Below are 14126 nucleotides of genomic sequence, written 5' to 3'. Positions count from 1 at the left end.
GATCCGACGGACGCCGAGTCGGCCATTCGGTGATGGCCCTCACAGTCGCCGGAACGAGACGAGCGTGACACGCCGCACTATGCAGCGTCCAACACTGAAAAAGTCTCAGATAAAGACCCTTATCGTCTCAATCGGGCGTCGGAAGAATCTCCTCGGCGACCTTCAAGGCCACCTCGAGCGCCGGTGACACGCGCCGGGGCGACCAGCCGATCCCGTGGTGCATGTAGACGGATTCTCCGGCGAGGGGGACGAAGACCGTGCCCGGCGGCGTGATCGTCGCGATGCTCGACGTCATCAACGCCACCCCCACGCCGGCCGAGACGAGCACCAGGATCATGTACGGGTCGGTGATCTCCTGGACCACGCGCGGGCGGAACCCCGCGTCGAGGCACGCACGCATGGCGCTCTCCTGCAGGGCCGACCCCGCCGACAACGGGGTGGTGATGAAGCCGTCGTCCGCGAGTTCGTGCAGGTCGATCTCCTGCTCTCCGGCGAGCGGGTGGTCGGAGGGCAGCACGGCACCGAACGACTCGCGGCGGATCAGCCGGGTGGCCACCGCCGTGGACTGGACCGGCAGCCCGACGAACGCGAGATCCAATGCGCCACTCTCCAATTGGGTGACCGCCTCGCGGGTCATGATGCGGCCGACGAGGTCGAGCTCGATGTCCGGGTAACGCTGTCGCAGCGCCCGGGTCAGCGGCGGGAGCGAAAGATGGTTCAGCACACCGGTGAACCCGATCTTGATGCGGCCGTACACGCCGCCGGCGGACGCGCGCGTGGCCTGCCGTGCCGTCTCGACGCTTTCGAGGATGTGGTAGGCGTGGGGCAGGAAGGCGTGACCGCCCGCCGTGAGGGCGACGCTGCGCGTATTGCGCTCGAACAACGGCACACCGAGGTCCTTCTCGAGCTTGCGCACCGTCTGACTCAGGGGTGACTGCGCCATCTGCAAGCGGGCGGCGGCCCGGCCGAAGTGCAGCTCCTCCGCGACGGCGACGAAGGCCTGAAGCCAGCGGATCTCCATGTCGATCCCTTCGGGGACTTGACGACTGCACCTACAGCCGTATATCCAGATTCATACATGGTGCGTCTCCGATTGTTTCGATTTCGCACATGGATTCAGACTACTATCCACACACCGGCGAGGAGCAGCCGTATGGTGACCTATCCCTCGGGCGCGACCGCGCTCGTCACCGGCGGGGCGAGCGGAATCGGCGCGGCCTGCGCGAGGCGGCTGTCCGCCGCGGGCGTCCGGGTCGTCACCGCCGACATCGCGGACGGCGCCGACGAACGCGTCGACGTCACCGACCCCGTCGCCGTCGAACGGCTGCGAGAACGCCTGGGCCGGGTGGACATCCTCGTCAACAGCGCCGGCGTCGTGGGACCGTCGGCGCCGCTGGTCGACACCGAGCTGTCCGACTGGCACCGCACGTTCCGCATCAACGTCGACGGCACGTTCCTCGCGTGCCGCGCCTTCGTTCCCGCGATGATCGGCGCCGGCTGGGGCCGGGTCGTGAACCTGGCGAGCATCGCGGCCAAGGACGGCAATCCGAAGCAGAGCGCCTACTCGGCGTCCAAGGCCGCGGTGATCGCGCTGACGAAGTCGCTCGGCAAGGAGATCGCGACGACCGGGGTGCTCGCCAACGTGGTTGCGCCCGCGGCGGTGGAGAGCCCGATGAACGCCGGAACGGACCCGGCGATCCTGGCGCGGTCGCAGAGCCTGACGCCGATGGCCCGGATGGGCCGGCCGGACGAGATCGCCGAACTCGTCGCCTGGCTCTCCTCGGACGCGCTGAGCTTCTCGACCGGCGCCGTATACGACGCGAGCGGCGGCCGCGCGTCGTACTGACGGTCCGCACTCGGCCGACGAGCGGGAGGTTTCGGCGTCCAGCGGGAACTTGTCGTCGAAGCTACTCGGCCGGCGCCGCCGTCCCGGCCCGCTCGGCGCGACAAGCTCCCGTTCGACCCGGAGCAGGCTGCGCGCGGAGGGCGTCGGCGCGTCAGACCAGGGGCCACCCGGTGTACTGCTCGGCGATCAGGGTGCGTCCGGCGACGGAACGGGTGATCGCGTCGAGCTCGGCGTCCTGGCGCTTGTTGTCGAACGGGCCGCTGCCGGGGTGGGCGTGCAGCATCGACGACATCCACCACGAGAAGTGCTGGGCCCGCCACACGCGCGGCAGCACTTCCGCGGTGTAACCGTCGAGCCGGCCGCGTTCACCGCGGGTGAGGTACTCGTCCATCGAACGGGCCAGCACGAACACGTCCGCGACCGCGAGGTTGAGCCCCTTGGCGCCGGTCGGCGGGACGGTGTGCGCGGCATCGCCGGCGAGGAACAGGTTGCCGTGCTGCATGGGCTCGCACACGAAGCTGCGGAACTGCAGGATCGACTTCTCGAAGATCCGGCCGTCCTTGATCTCGGCACCCTCCCCGTCGACCCGGGCGTGCAGTTCGCTCCAGATGCGGTCGTCGGACCAGTTGGCGACGTCGTCGTCCGGGTCCACCTGCAGGTAGTGCCGCTGCACGTCGGCGGTGCGGGTGGAGATCAGTGCGAAGCCCCGCTCGTGCCGGGCGTAGATCAGTTCCTCCGACGAGCGGGGCGCCTCGGCGAGGATGCCGAGCCAGGCGAACGGGTACTGCCGGAAGTGGTCGGTACGCACCTGCGGGGCCGGAATCAGACCGCGGGTGCCGGTGCGCGAGCCGTCGCAGCCGGCGACGAGCAGCGCGTCGAGGCGCTGCGGGTTGCCCTGCGCGTCGGTGTAGGTCAGGTACGGCCGATCGGTGAGGTGGTCGTGGACCTGCACGTCGGAGACACCGAAGCGGAGGTCGCCACCGTCGGCGAGACGGCGGGCGATGAGGTCCTTGTTGACCTCGTGCTGCGGGTAGACGGTGACCGCGCGCCCGACGAGTTCGTCGAACGCGATGCGGTGCCCCCTGCCGCCGAAACGGAACTCCACGCCGTGGTGCTCGTAACCCTCGGCCTTCAGCCGGTCGCCGACGCCGGTCTCGACCATGAGGTCGACGGTGTTCTGCTCGAGCACGCCGGCGCGGATGGTGGCCTCGATGTCCTCCCGCGAGCGCGCCTCGAGCACGACGGACTCGATGCCACGCAGGTGCAGCAGGTGCGACAGCATCAGCCCGGCGGGGCCGGCGCCGACGACGGCGACCTGGGTGCGGGATTCGCTCATGGGGGACTCCTCGGGATCGGGAAGCGGTGACGACCCTCACTGTCCCGAAGGAAGGTCCACGTCGTCACCCCCCACTTTCACTCAGCGAAAGACGGTTTTCAGGTCAGCCGCCGGGAGATGCCGCTCGCCGCCGCTCGCATGGCCGGGATCAACGGCGCGGGATCCGCATCGATCGACACCACCACCGATATCGCCGCGACGACCCGGCCGGAACGCTCCCGGATCGGTGCCGCCATCGCCATCGTGCCCACGTTCAGGTATTCGCGGCAGATCACGATGCCGGTGCGGCGGACGCCGTCGAGCACGCGCCGCAACCGGGCCTCGTCGGTGATCGTGGCGGGGGTGAACCGTTCGAGCCCGGCATCGAGCACCTCCTGCAGCAGCTCGGGCCCGCCGTGGGCGAGCAGCACCAGCCCACCGCTCGACGCGTGCAGCGGCAGCCGGCCGCCCGCCCGGCCGACCACGGCCACGGCACCGCGCGCCGACAACCGCTCGACGTAGAGCGCCTCGAGCCCCTCCCGGACGACCAGCTGCACGTTCTCCCGGGTCGCATCGAACAGGTCCTCGAGATAGGGCATCGCCACCTGGCGCAGGCCGTGCGCGCGGGGCGCGAGGGCGCCGAGCTCCCACACCCGCACCCCGACCTGATAGCTGCCGTCCGCACGGCGTTCGAGTGCCCCGGCGTCGACGAGCTGGCCGCACAGCCGGAACACCGTCGGCAGGGGAAGCCCGGTCCGGCGGCTCAGTTCCGACTGGGTCAGGCGCGGGCGCTCGGCGGTGAACGCGCCCAGCACGGCGAAGGCGCGGCCGAGCAGGGTCCGGTCGGGAACATCGGGCACGCACCCATTGTGGGGTGTCCGCATCGGGCGGGCGCGAGCCGGAAGGGCGCACCGGCGGCCGAGCGTCTATCGTGTTCGCGCATGCGACTGGTCGAGAGATCGAAACGGGTCATAGAGGCGCACCTGAACAACACCAGCATCCGGGCACTGTCGGGGTCGATGGTGGCGTACGAGGGCCAGGTGCAGTTCAAGTCGGCCGGATTCGGCGGCGGCGAGGGCGTGCTGGCCGGCCTGCGGCAGCGGGCCACGGGTGAGGGCCTGTCGCTGATGGAGTGCGCCGGCAACGGCGTGGTCTATCTCGCCCACCAGGGGCAGGACGTCACGGTGCTCGAGTTGAACAACGAGACGCTGCAGGTCGAGTCGGAGCAACTGCTCGCCCTGAACGGCAACCTCACCACGAACGTCACGTTCGCCGGGGTGCGCGGCAACATGAGCGGCCAGGGCCTGTTCACCACGACGGTCACCGGCAGCGGGCAGGTCGCGCTGCTGTCGGCCGGTGGCCCACTGATCCACCTCGAGGTCTCGCCGCAGTACCCGCTCGTCGTCGACCCGGACGCGTTCGTGTGCGCGAAGGGACAGTTGAGCCAGTCGTTCGTCACCGACGTCTCGTGGCGCACGTTCGTCGGTCAGGGCAGCGGCGAGGCGTTCTCGCTGCGGTGGGACGGCATGGGCGTCGTGTCCATCCAGCCGGCGGAGCGGTGAGGGAGGCAGCGATGACGGAGACAGCGGTGTTCTCGAAGATCAACGGCAAGGTCGTCAAGGTCGATCTGAACCAGTCCGGGCCGGTCGTCGCCCGTCGCGGCGCGATGCTGTTCTACACCGGCATGGTGCAGTTCGCTCCGCACCAGGTACCCGGGGCCGGTGGGATGCCGGGCATGGGCGGGATCGCCGGGATGGCGGGACGGATGATGCAGGGCGAGCACGAACGCACGATGCTCGCGCAGGGCAACGGCGTGGTGCACTACGGCTTCCGCGGCCTCGAGGTGCACGTGGTGGACCTGTCCGCGGGCGGCGAGCTGCGGGTGGAGGCGTCGCGGCTGCTGGGGTACACCGCGAGCCTGCAGAGCTCGGTGGTGTCGATGTCGGCGCCCCCGACCGGGGGCGGCGGTGGCGGTGGCGGCTTCCTGGGCGCGCTGCGCAGCGCGGCCACCGGCATGGTGACCGGCACCGGCATGTTCACCACCCAGCTGTCCGGGCGCGGGGCCGCGGTGCTGCTCGGGCACGGTGGATTCCTCGAGCTGCAGGTCGGCGGGCCGGCCCCGGTCGTCGTCGACCCGCAGTCCTTCATCGCCGCCCGCGGACCGGTGCGGACGGAACTGAAGTCCGCGATGAGCTGGCGCACCGCGGGGCGCAGCGGCGGCGAGGGCCTCCAGCTCGAATGCACCGGTCAGGGCATCGTCTACGTGCAAGCGTCGGAGGAGAAACTGTGAGCGTCGTCCTGAACCCGTCCCACCTCGTCGGCAGCGACAACCTGCCCGGCAACCACTACGCCTTCTGCATCGACCTGCAGAGCCCGTGGTTCCTGTCCAAGGGCGCGATGATCGCCTACTACGGGCAGGTGCAGTTCACCTCGCTCACCCACGGACTGCAGGGGCAGCTGCTGCAGATGGTGGCGCACCAGTTCTCGGCCCCGCTGTACATGGGCGACTACGTCGTCGCCGAGGGGTACGGGAAGCTGATCCTCGGTGACCGTGGGTACGACATCAACTCCTACGACCTCGACGACGGCAACCTCACCATCCGGGCCGCGAACCTGCTCGCGTTCGAGCCCGGGCTGTCGCTGAACCAGTCGATCGTGCCGGGCTTCCTCACGCTGATCGGGACGGGCAAGTTCCTCGCGTCGTCGAACGGGCCCGTGATGTTCGCCGAGCCGCCGCTGCGGGTCGATCCCGAGGCGCTCGTCGGGTGGGCGGACTGCCCGTCGCCGAGCCACCACTACGACGAGGCGTGGGTCAACGGCTTCGTGGCGGCGGGGGCGCGCATGTTCGGTGTGCAGTCCGGGGAGGAGCGGCAGTTCGACTTCACGGGCGCCGGGACCGTGCTCATCCAGTCCAGCGAGAAGGTGATCGACGACAGCGCGATCGTCCGGACCATCGAGGGACAGCTACCGGGTCTGACCCCCGGCGGTCTGCAGCGGATCAACCAGGTGGTGGCGTCGCAGTTGCAGTCACAGCAGCACTGAACTCGGCAGCCCTGAACTCGGCAGCCCTGAGCCCGGCAGCACCGGCCTCAGGGCACCCCGGGCCGGGACTGGGCACTTGCCCGGGGCGCCCGAGGCCGGATTGTGACTACGCTCACAGGTAAGCCACACCTCATTGAGGTAAGGTTTGGTGAACCTAAGTAGTACGTCCAGGAGGGTCTCGATGATCGTCTGCAGCTGCCACGCTCTCTCGCACCGGCACATCGAGGCCCACATCGCTGCCGGGGCGCGCTGCACCCGCGAGATCGGCGCGGCCTGCCGCGCCGGCACCGACTGCGGACGGTGCGTCCGAAATATCTCGGCGATCGTTCGCGCATCCCGCGAGCGGGATGAGAGGATCGAACTCGAGACCGCCGTCTAGACCCCTACCCCGGCGGTCGATCCGCGTTCGGTCCCCGGGAGGCGCCATGAAGGGCGACAAGAAGGTCATCGAGTACCTCAACGAGCAGCTCACCGCCGAGCTCACGGCGATCAACCAGTATTTCCTGCACTCGAAGATGCAGGACAACAACGGCTGGACCAAGCTCGCCGCGCACACCCGCGCCGAATCCTTCGAGGAGATGCGGCACGCCGAAACCCTCACCGACCGGATCCTGTTCCTCGAGGGCCTGCCCAACTACCAGCGGCTCGGCACGCTGCGGCTCGGCGAGACGGTCAAGGAGATGTTCGAGGCCGACCTGCAGGTCGAGATCGAGGCCCGCGACCGCCTCCGCAAGGGCTCCGAGTACATGCGCTCGGTCAGCGACATCACCTCGGCCCGCATCTTCGAGGAGATCCTCGCGAACGAGGAAGAGCACATCGACTACCTGGAGACCCAGCTGGGCCTGCTCGAGCAGCTCGGCGAAGCCCTCTACATCTCCGTGCACGTATCGCCGCCGGAGTGAGCGAGGCGCGCATCCCGATCGACAAGCAGACCCGCCCGGTGTACCGGGCGCAGATCGAGGTAGCCAAAGCGATCCGCCAGGCCACGGCCGACGCCGGACTCGAGCGTCGGCTCGTGGAGCTGGTGAACGTACGCGTCTCCCAGATGAACGGCTGCGCCTACTGCCTGGACGTGCACGTCCGGGACGCCCTGCGCGAGGGCGAGACCACCCAGCGACTCGCGGTGCTGCGGGCCTGGCGGGAGACGGACCTGTTCACCGAGCAGGAGCAGGCCGCTCTCGCCCTCGCCGAGTCGATCACCACGCTGCCCGACAGTCACCTGCAGGACCGGGACTACGACTTCGCGCGCGCCCGGCTCACCGAGGACGAACTCTCCGCGATCGCGTGGGTTGCCGTGGCGATGAACGCGTTCAACCGGATCTCCATCGTCAGCCGGCACCCGGTACGTCCCCCGCAACAGTGACGGCCGAATTGATTTCCTGAGCAACCACCCGGTTATTCTCGACGGATGACGAAGACCCGGTGGCTCAGCGACGACGAGCAGCGCACCTGGCGCGCCTACCTCGACAGCACCCGGCTGCTGATGAGTGCCCTGGACAAGCAGCTCACCCAGGACTCCGGGATGTCCCTCACCGACTACGAACTGCTGGTCGCCCTCTCGGAGGCCCCCGACCGGCGGCTGCGCATGCGCGCCCTCGCCGACGCCGTCGTCACGACCCGCAGCGGCGTCACCCGCGCGATCAGCCGCCTCGTCGACGCCGGCTGGGTGCAACGCGTCGAATGCGACGAGGACAAGCGCGGCATGCTGGCCGAACTCACCGAGGCCGGCGCCGCGAAGCTGGCCCAGGCCAGCCCCGGACACGTCGAGGCCGTACGCTCCTACGTGTTCGACCTGCTCAGCCCTCAGGACGTGACCCGCTTCGGTAACACGTACACCGCGATGCGCGCGCACCTGCTCGACAACACCTGAACAGCCGGAGGAATGCCATGAGCGACCCGTCCGTCGTCGCCGTCCACAATCCGCAGCAACAGCGCTACGAACTGCGCGACGGCGACACCGTCGTCGGCTACACCCAGTACCACCCCGACGGCGACGTTGAACTCGTGTTCGACCACACCGAGGTCGACCGCGCCTACTCGGGCCAGGGCCTGTCGAGCACGCTGGTGCGGTTCGCGCTCGACGACGTGCGTGCCCGCGGCAAGCGGGTGGTGGCGATCTGCCCGTTCGTCGACGGCTTCATCGACAAGCACCCCGAATACAAGGATCTCGCCGACTGAGACCGGGACACGGCCGCATGCCGACTCCGCCGGATCCCTCCGCCGTCGCGGCCACCCTGCGGCGCGCGGGTTGCGTGTTCGCGGAGGAGGAGGCGCGGCTGCTTGTCGAGGCCGCCGGCACGCCCGGCGAGCTCGCCGGCATGGTGGACCGGCGCGCCGCCGGCGAGCCGCTCGAGCACATCCTCGGCTGGACCGAGTTCCACGGCCTGCGCATCCTCCTGGACCCCCGGGTGTTCGTGCCGCGCCGGCGCAGCGAGTTCCTCGTCGATCGCGCCGTCGCTCTCGCCCTGCCCGGCGCCGTCGTCGTCGACCTGTGCTGCGGCTCGGGGGCCCTGGGTGCCGCGGTGGCGACGGCCGTTGCCGGGGTGGACCTGCATGCGACGGACCTCGATCCCGCCGCGGTGCGGTGCGCGGGCCGCAACGTCGCCGCGCTCGGCGGCCGGGTGTACGAGGGCGACCTCTACGACCCGCTCCCCGAGGTGCTGTGCGGGCGCGTCCATCTCCTGCTCGCGAACGTGCCGTACGTACCGACCGCGGACCTGACGCTGCTGCCCGCCGAGGCCCGGGACCACGAGGACCGCATCGCCCTCGACGGGGGCGCCGACGGCCTCGACGTGCTGCGGCGGGTGGCCGCGACGGCCGGGCGATGGCTGGCACCGGGCGGGCACCTGCTGGTCGAATCGAGCGAGCGGCAGGCCGCCGGGATCGCCGAGTGCTTCGCCCGCAGCGGGCTGATCCCGCAGGTGGTACACAGCGACGACGCGTTCGCGACCGTCGTCGTCGGCACCGCTCCGCGCTGATCGTCCGGGCTCACCCGACGTGCGCGGCCCGGTGCCGGCGCACGGCGTCGCGGTTCGCGCACCGCGGCGAGCAGTACCGCTGCCGCCCGTTGCGGGAGGTGTCCGCGTAGACGTGGTCGCACTCGTCGAGGGCGCAGCGGCCGAGGCGGTGCATGCCCCGGCCCACCAGGTGCAGGGCCGTTCCCACGGAGACGAGGGCCTCGACGACACCGGCGAGGGAATGCTGGTCGTCCCGGTAGTGCAGGTGCCAGCCGTCGCCGGCGTGGTTCGTCATGCGCGGGTACGCCGATGCGGCGGCAAGCATCTCGTTGACCAGCGCGGCGCGCTCGGCGTCCCCGGTCGCGTCGACGACGCGGCACCAGCGTCCGAGCATCGCGCCGACGCCGAGCAGGTCGTCGGCACCGACCGGGAAGTCGATCACCAGGCCCGCCTCGACGCAGCGCTGCACCAGCGCGTCGACGGTCACGGGCGGGTCGTTCACCAGATCCGCGGCGAGCCGCACGGCATACTCGCCGTAAGGGTTGAGATGCACAATGCCATTACATCACGCTGGGTGGCATGCAGACATCCCATCGCCACCACTGGACCGAGGTCTCCCGCCACCCGACGAGCGAAGGCGTGGTGCGCTACCAGCGCTGCGCGTGCGGCCGCTGGCACATGGTCGCGACGCCCCTCGTCGCCGATCCGATCGGCGTGTCGGCGACGGTCCCGGTCACCCCGCGACCGTGAAACCCGGCGCCCCGCGGAGGACAATCGCCTCCATGACCGAGCGCAAGCGGCCGGACATCACCTTCGAGTCGTGGATCGAACGTCAGATCCGCGTCGCGCAGGAGCGGGGCGACTTCGACAACCTCAGGGGAGCCGGCAAACCCATCCCGCATCGCAGCGACGACGAGCTGTGGTGGGTGAAGGACTATCTGCGCCGGGAAGGACTGTCCACCGAGGCGTTGCTGCCGCCCCCGCTGCAACTGCGCAAGGAGATCGAGCGGTTGCGCAGCACCGTGCTCGACGTACCCTCCGAGCCGGCGGTGCGGCAGATCGTCCGGGAGCTGAACCGGCGGATCGTGGACTGCCTGCGCGCACCGAGCGGCCCCCTGGTCCCCATCCATAGGGTCGACCCGGAGGAGGTGGTCCGGCAGTGGGCCGCGGACCGGGCGGAACTGCGGTCGAGACGCGCCGAGCGGGCCGCGGCAGCGGCCGCCGTGCTGCGCGAGTACGCCCCCGAGCCGCCGCGTCGGCGCTGGTGGCACCGAGTCCTGGGAATCCGGTCCGCCGGAACCTGAGGCGCAGAGCGGCGACGAGTTCGCTCCCCCGAATCCGCACGACCGCACAGCCGCGCGGTCCACAGCCGTCCGCGACCACCATTCGCTGATTGTCGGGGCGTTCGTCGGTTCGTGTCGCGGAGACGAAAGTGCCGTCCCGCTCGGCGTACCCGTTGCCAGCAGACTGCCAGGAACGTCCCAAGGTTCCTCGAGCGTCACCGGCTGTACTGGTGTCGTTCGCATCGCGTTCACCGCACAGCGGTTCGCCGACGAGAGGCCGGTTCCATGGGAGTGTTCGACCGATTCCGCACGTCCTCCGCGAAGGGTACGCACCGGGCGGAGGACGTCCCCACCGCACCGACCGGCTACCAGCAGACCGCCGGCAGGCTGCACGCCTTCAACCGCTACGAGATCAAATACTTCGTCGACGAGATGAAGGTCCCCGAACTGCGGCGGGAACTCGCGGCGCGGATGGACACCGATCCGTATTCGCCCCACGGCGGGTACCCGGTCACCTCGCTCTACTACGACACGCCGGACCTGCGGTTCTACTGGGAGAAGATCGAGGGCCTGCGGTTCCGGCGCAAGCTGCGGATGCGCCTGTACGGCAACCCTTCCGAATGCACCGACGACACGACGGTGCACATCGAGATCAAGCAGCGCGTCAACCGCGTCACCCAGAAACGGCGCATCGCAGTGCCGTACGGGAACGCGCGACGCTGGCTCGACGGACGGCAGGAGATCGACTGCGAACCCTCGCAACGCCCGTTCGCCCACGAGGTGACGACGCTGATCGGCAACCTCGACCTGCGGCCGATCGTGACCACCGGCTACCTGCGGGAGGCGTTCGTCGGCCGCGAGGCCGACCTCGGCCTGCGAGTGACGATCGACCACAAGGTGCACGGCCGCGACCGCGACTTCCACTTCGCCTCGGGAGCACAGAACCGGTTCGTCGTCCCGCCGAGGCTGGCGATCGTCGAACTGAAGGCCAACGAACGCGTTCCGTACTGGGCGACCGATCTGACCGCCCGGCTGGACATGTCGGTCGTCCGCGTCTCGAAGTACTGCCAGTCCGTCGAGGCGTTCGGCCTCGCTCCGCGCTCCCGGATGGGCGCCCCCGAACTCGTTCTGCCGCAAGGCTTCGACGACCGTGTGCCGACCGGTCTCTTCGAGACCTCGACGATGGCGCGCTGACCGCCGCACCGTCTGCCCGCGTCCCCCGCACGGGCGCCGTTCCCGTCCCTACACCGAACCAGGACCATCATGAATTTCGACCTGCAAGACCTCAGCGGGACGTTCACGACGTTCGACATCATCGTGTCGCTGTCGCTGTCGTTCGTGCTCGCCTCGATCATCGGCTGGGTCTACCGCCACACCCACAGGAACGTCTCCTACAGCCAGTCCTACGTGCAGACCCTCGTGCTGGTCGGCATGGTGATCTCGCTGATCATGCTGGTCGTCGGCTCCAACATCGCCCGCGCGTTCGCACTCGTCGGCGCCCTGTCGGTGGTTCGATTCCGCAACGCCATCAAGGAAACTCGCGATGTAGGCTTCATCTTCCTGGTGATGGCCGTCGGCATGACGACCGGCACCCGCTTCTACCTGCTGGCGATCGCCGCGACGATCGCGATCTGCCTGGTGCTGCTGATCATGAACAAGTTCAACTGGTTCAAGCTCGACGTCCAGCGTCAGGTCGTGAAGGTGCAGGTGCCGCCGGAGCAGGAGTACAACGCGCTGGTCGAGGACGTGCTCATCCGGTACTGCTCCGAGTTCGAACTGGTCTCGACCGAATCCGTTCGCTCCGGTGCGCTGACCGAGCTGTACTACACCGCGCAGCTGAAGAAGGGCACGAAGCCGAACGAGCTGATCTCGGCCCTGAGTGCGGTCAACACCGGCCAGCGGGTGACCGTCCTGACCGGATACGACCAGACGGACATCTGATGGACGACACACCCACCGCCGGGCAGTCGCCGCCGCGGCGCCGGCTCCGGCCCCGGGTCCCGACGTCGCTGCGCCGGCACTGGAAACTCCTGGCTGTGTTCGTCGCGTTCGTGACGATCCTGGCGACCGTGTTCGGGGCGACCCGCATCCGCCCGTACATCACCGGCGACCCGACGATCATCGCCTCGGAGATCACCGACAACATCACCGGCACGGTGGACCTGTTCGACGCCTCGGTCCCGCACGAACTGTCGGTCGAGATCACCGACACGGAATACGACGAGATGATCACCGCCTTCCAGAGCACCGGCGAGAAGAAGTGGGTCACCGCCGATGTCACCATCGACGGCACGCTGATCACCGACGTCTCGGTGCGGTTGAAGGGCAACTCCACCCTCATGGGCGTGCGCGGCGAGGACGCCGGGCCCGGCGGCGAGGGCTTCGAGCCCCCGGAGGGGATGGAGCTGCCCGACGGATTCGATCCGGCGGCCATGGGCGGCCCGGGCGGCATGTCGCAGGCGTCCGAGGACGATCCGACGTCGCTGCCGCTGCTCATCAGCTTCGACGAGAACGCCGGCGGCCGCGCCTACCAGGGCATGACCGAGATCTCGGTGCGCCCCGGCTCGCCCGTGCTCAACGAGGCGATGGCCCTGTCGCTGACCGCGGAGACCGGGCAGCCGACGCAGCGCTACGCGTACACGGTCTATTCGGTCAACGACAGCGCCACCACCACGCGCCTGCTGCTCGAACACCCCGACGACACGTATGCGAACTCCCTGTTCGACTCCGACGGCTACCTGTACAAGGCGGACGCGTCGTCGCGGTTCGAGTACATCGGCGACGACCAGTCGGACTACGCCGACCAGTTCGAGCAGATCAATGCGGTCGGGACGGGGAACCTGCAGCCGGTCGTCAGCTTCCTGAAGTGGCTGGACTCGGCGAGCGACGAGGAGTTCGGCGCACACCTGTCGGAGTGGGTGGACGTGGACTCGTTCGCGCGGTACGTCGCCACGCAGAACCTGCTCGTCAACGGTGACGACATGAGCGGGCCGGGCCAGAACTACTACCTCTGGTACGACCTGCAGACGGGCAAGCTCTCCGTCGTGTCCTGGGACCTGAACCTGGCCATGCAAGGCGATGCCACCACCGGCCCGCACGACACCGTCTCGATGGCACCCGGCGCGATGGGCGGCCCCGGGCAGGGCGAGGCCGGCACCGCCGCGGCCGACCCCGGCACCATGCCCCAGCCGCGTGGGATGCCGCCTCCGGGCGCAGCTGCACCGCAGGGCGGGCAGGGGGCAGGCCGGGTGCAGTCCGGCAACAGCCTGAAGACACGGTTCCTCGAATCCGAGGCCTTCACCCAGGTCTACGAGGACGCCTACCGGGACCTCCACGAACAGATGTACGGCAGCGGACGCGCCCTCGAGGTGCTCGACACCCTGGTCTCGACCGTCCCTGTCAGCGACGCGCTCCCGGCCGCTTCCCTCCAGTCGAGCGCGGACTCGATGCGGTCCTGGATCGAACAGCGCACCGCTGCGCTCCCGGAGCTGCGTGACAGCTGAGCTGCGTGACAGTCGACCGGACGAGGCGCGAGCGCCGGGCCGCGAGGTGCGGCCCGGTTTCACAGCCGGACCTCAGGAAGGACTCAGCGTCGGCCCAGTCCCTACCGGCATCCTGGAGACGGCAGAATCGATCACGAATCTGCCCGCAGGGAAAGGAATCGTCATAACCACCTCAGTTCC

Annotated in this window: 19 protein-coding genes; 15 read left to right on the top strand and 4 right to left on the bottom strand. The window is 69.4% G+C overall.

All coding sequences use genetic code 11. The annotated features are described in order from the left end of the window. Positions 1-127 precede the first annotated feature (127 nt). The gene (locus tag JYA75_RS05800) at positions 128-1021 is read right to left on the bottom strand and encodes a LysR family transcriptional regulator (RefSeq protein WP_102800199.1); all 894 of its coding nucleotides are present in this window, start codon (positions 1019-1021) and stop codon (positions 128-130) included. Between the two features lie 132 nt (positions 1022-1153). Here JYA75_RS05800 and JYA75_RS05795 point away from each other — a divergent pair, with 132 nt between their 5' ends. Then, the gene (locus JYA75_RS05795) at positions 1154-1846 is read left to right on the top strand and encodes an SDR family NAD(P)-dependent oxidoreductase (RefSeq protein WP_203329786.1); all 693 of its coding nucleotides are present in this window, start codon (positions 1154-1156) and stop codon (positions 1844-1846) included. Positions 1847-1997: 151 nt separating this feature from the next. Here JYA75_RS05795 and JYA75_RS05790 read toward each other — a convergent pair whose 3' ends face one another. Continuing rightward, on the bottom strand, positions 1998-3182 hold the full coding sequence (locus JYA75_RS05790) for a 4-hydroxybenzoate 3-monooxygenase (protein ID WP_203329785.1): 1185 nt from the start codon (positions 3180-3182) through the stop codon (positions 1998-2000). Positions 3183-3280: 98 nt separating this feature from the next. After that, positions 3281-4021 (bottom strand): IclR family transcriptional regulator, encoded by a 741-nt coding sequence (locus JYA75_RS05785; protein WP_006944058.1) that lies wholly within the window; start codon positions 4019-4021, stop codon positions 3281-3283. A gap of 81 nt (positions 4022-4102) precedes the next feature. Here JYA75_RS05785 and JYA75_RS05780 point away from each other — a divergent pair, with 81 nt between their 5' ends. The 9 genes from JYA75_RS05780 (at position 4103) to JYA75_RS05740 (ending at position 9181) form a co-directional block, all read left to right on the top strand. Further along, on the top strand, positions 4103-4723 hold the full coding sequence (locus JYA75_RS05780) for an AIM24 family protein (RefSeq protein ID WP_006944059.1): 621 nt from the start codon (positions 4103-4105) through the stop codon (positions 4721-4723). 26 nt (positions 4724-4749) lie between these two features. Then, positions 4750-5451, top strand: coding sequence for an AIM24 family protein (locus JYA75_RS05775; protein ID WP_203330154.1), 702 nt, complete (start codon positions 4750-4752; stop codon positions 5449-5451). Next, complete coding sequence (locus JYA75_RS05770; protein ID WP_006944062.1) at positions 5448-6203, top strand: AIM24 family protein; 756 nt, start codon at positions 5448-5450, stop codon at positions 6201-6203. Before JYA75_RS05775 ends, JYA75_RS05770 begins: the two co-directional genes overlap by 4 nt. A 181-nt stretch (positions 6204-6384) precedes the next feature. Continuing rightward, positions 6385-6582 (top strand): (2Fe-2S)-binding protein, encoded by a 198-nt coding sequence (locus tag JYA75_RS05765; RefSeq protein WP_006944063.1) that lies wholly within the window; start codon positions 6385-6387, stop codon positions 6580-6582. A gap of 46 nt (positions 6583-6628) precedes the next feature. After that, a complete protein-coding gene (gene bfr / locus JYA75_RS05760) occupies positions 6629-7105 on the top strand; it encodes a bacterioferritin (protein WP_006944064.1) in 477 nt (158 codons plus the stop codon). Beyond that, positions 7102-7566 carry a carboxymuconolactone decarboxylase family protein gene (locus JYA75_RS05755; RefSeq protein ID WP_203329784.1) on the top strand — a complete coding sequence of 155 codons (465 nt, stop codon included), beginning with the start codon at positions 7102-7104 and terminating at the stop codon, positions 7564-7566. The genes bfr and JYA75_RS05755 overlap by 4 nt, the downstream gene beginning before the upstream one ends. A gap of 45 nt (positions 7567-7611) precedes the next feature. Continuing rightward, the gene (locus tag JYA75_RS05750; RefSeq protein ID WP_203329783.1) at positions 7612-8073 is read left to right on the top strand and encodes a MarR family transcriptional regulator; all 462 of its coding nucleotides are present in this window, start codon (positions 7612-7614) and stop codon (positions 8071-8073) included. Between the two features lie 17 nt (positions 8074-8090). After that, complete coding sequence (locus JYA75_RS05745) at positions 8091-8381, top strand: GNAT family N-acetyltransferase (protein ID WP_203329782.1); 291 nt, start codon at positions 8091-8093, stop codon at positions 8379-8381. A 17-nt stretch (positions 8382-8398) separates the two neighbouring features. After that, entirely contained in the window at positions 8399-9181 is a 783-nt protein-coding gene (locus JYA75_RS05740; RefSeq protein ID WP_203329781.1) for a putative protein N(5)-glutamine methyltransferase, read from the top strand. 10 nt (positions 9182-9191) lie between these two features. Here the strand turns inward: JYA75_RS05740 and JYA75_RS05735 are convergent, their stop codons facing one another. Beyond that, positions 9192-9713: a CGNR zinc finger domain-containing protein gene (locus JYA75_RS05735; protein ID WP_006944073.1), complete on the bottom strand. Its 522-nt coding sequence runs from the start codon at positions 9711-9713 to the stop codon at positions 9192-9194. Positions 9714-9739: 26 nt separating this feature from the next. Between JYA75_RS05735 and JYA75_RS05730 the strand changes: the two genes are divergently transcribed. The 5 genes from JYA75_RS05730 (at position 9740) to JYA75_RS05710 (ending at position 13946) form a co-directional block, all read left to right on the top strand. Continuing rightward, complete coding sequence (locus JYA75_RS05730; protein ID WP_155951819.1) at positions 9740-9910, top strand: hypothetical protein; 171 nt, start codon at positions 9740-9742, stop codon at positions 9908-9910. 32 nt (positions 9911-9942) lie between these two features. Further along, entirely contained in the window at positions 9943-10464 is a 522-nt protein-coding gene (locus JYA75_RS05725; protein ID WP_203329780.1) for a DUF1992 domain-containing protein, read from the top strand. 264 nt (positions 10465-10728) lie between these two features. After that, positions 10729-11637 (top strand): polyphosphate polymerase domain-containing protein, encoded by a 909-nt coding sequence (locus tag JYA75_RS05720; RefSeq protein ID WP_203329779.1) that lies wholly within the window; start codon positions 10729-10731, stop codon positions 11635-11637. Positions 11638-11706: 69 nt separating this feature from the next. Continuing rightward, a complete protein-coding gene (locus JYA75_RS05715; protein ID WP_006944084.1) occupies positions 11707-12384 on the top strand; it encodes a DUF4956 domain-containing protein in 678 nt (225 codons plus the stop codon). Further along, positions 12384-13946, top strand: a complete 1563-nt coding sequence (locus JYA75_RS05710; protein ID WP_239010537.1) for a CotH kinase family protein — start codon at positions 12384-12386, stop codon at positions 13944-13946. The genes JYA75_RS05715 and JYA75_RS05710 overlap by 1 nt, the downstream gene beginning before the upstream one ends. Positions 13947-14126: the final 180 nt, after the last annotated feature.

This window comes from Rhodococcus sp. PSBB066, from assembly GCF_017068255.1.
Taxonomy (GTDB): domain Bacteria; phylum Actinomycetota; class Actinomycetes; order Mycobacteriales; family Mycobacteriaceae; genus Rhodococcus; species Rhodococcus aetherivorans.
Note: the sequence above shows the minus strand (reverse complement) of the source record. Positions and strands in the feature narration are given on the sequence as shown.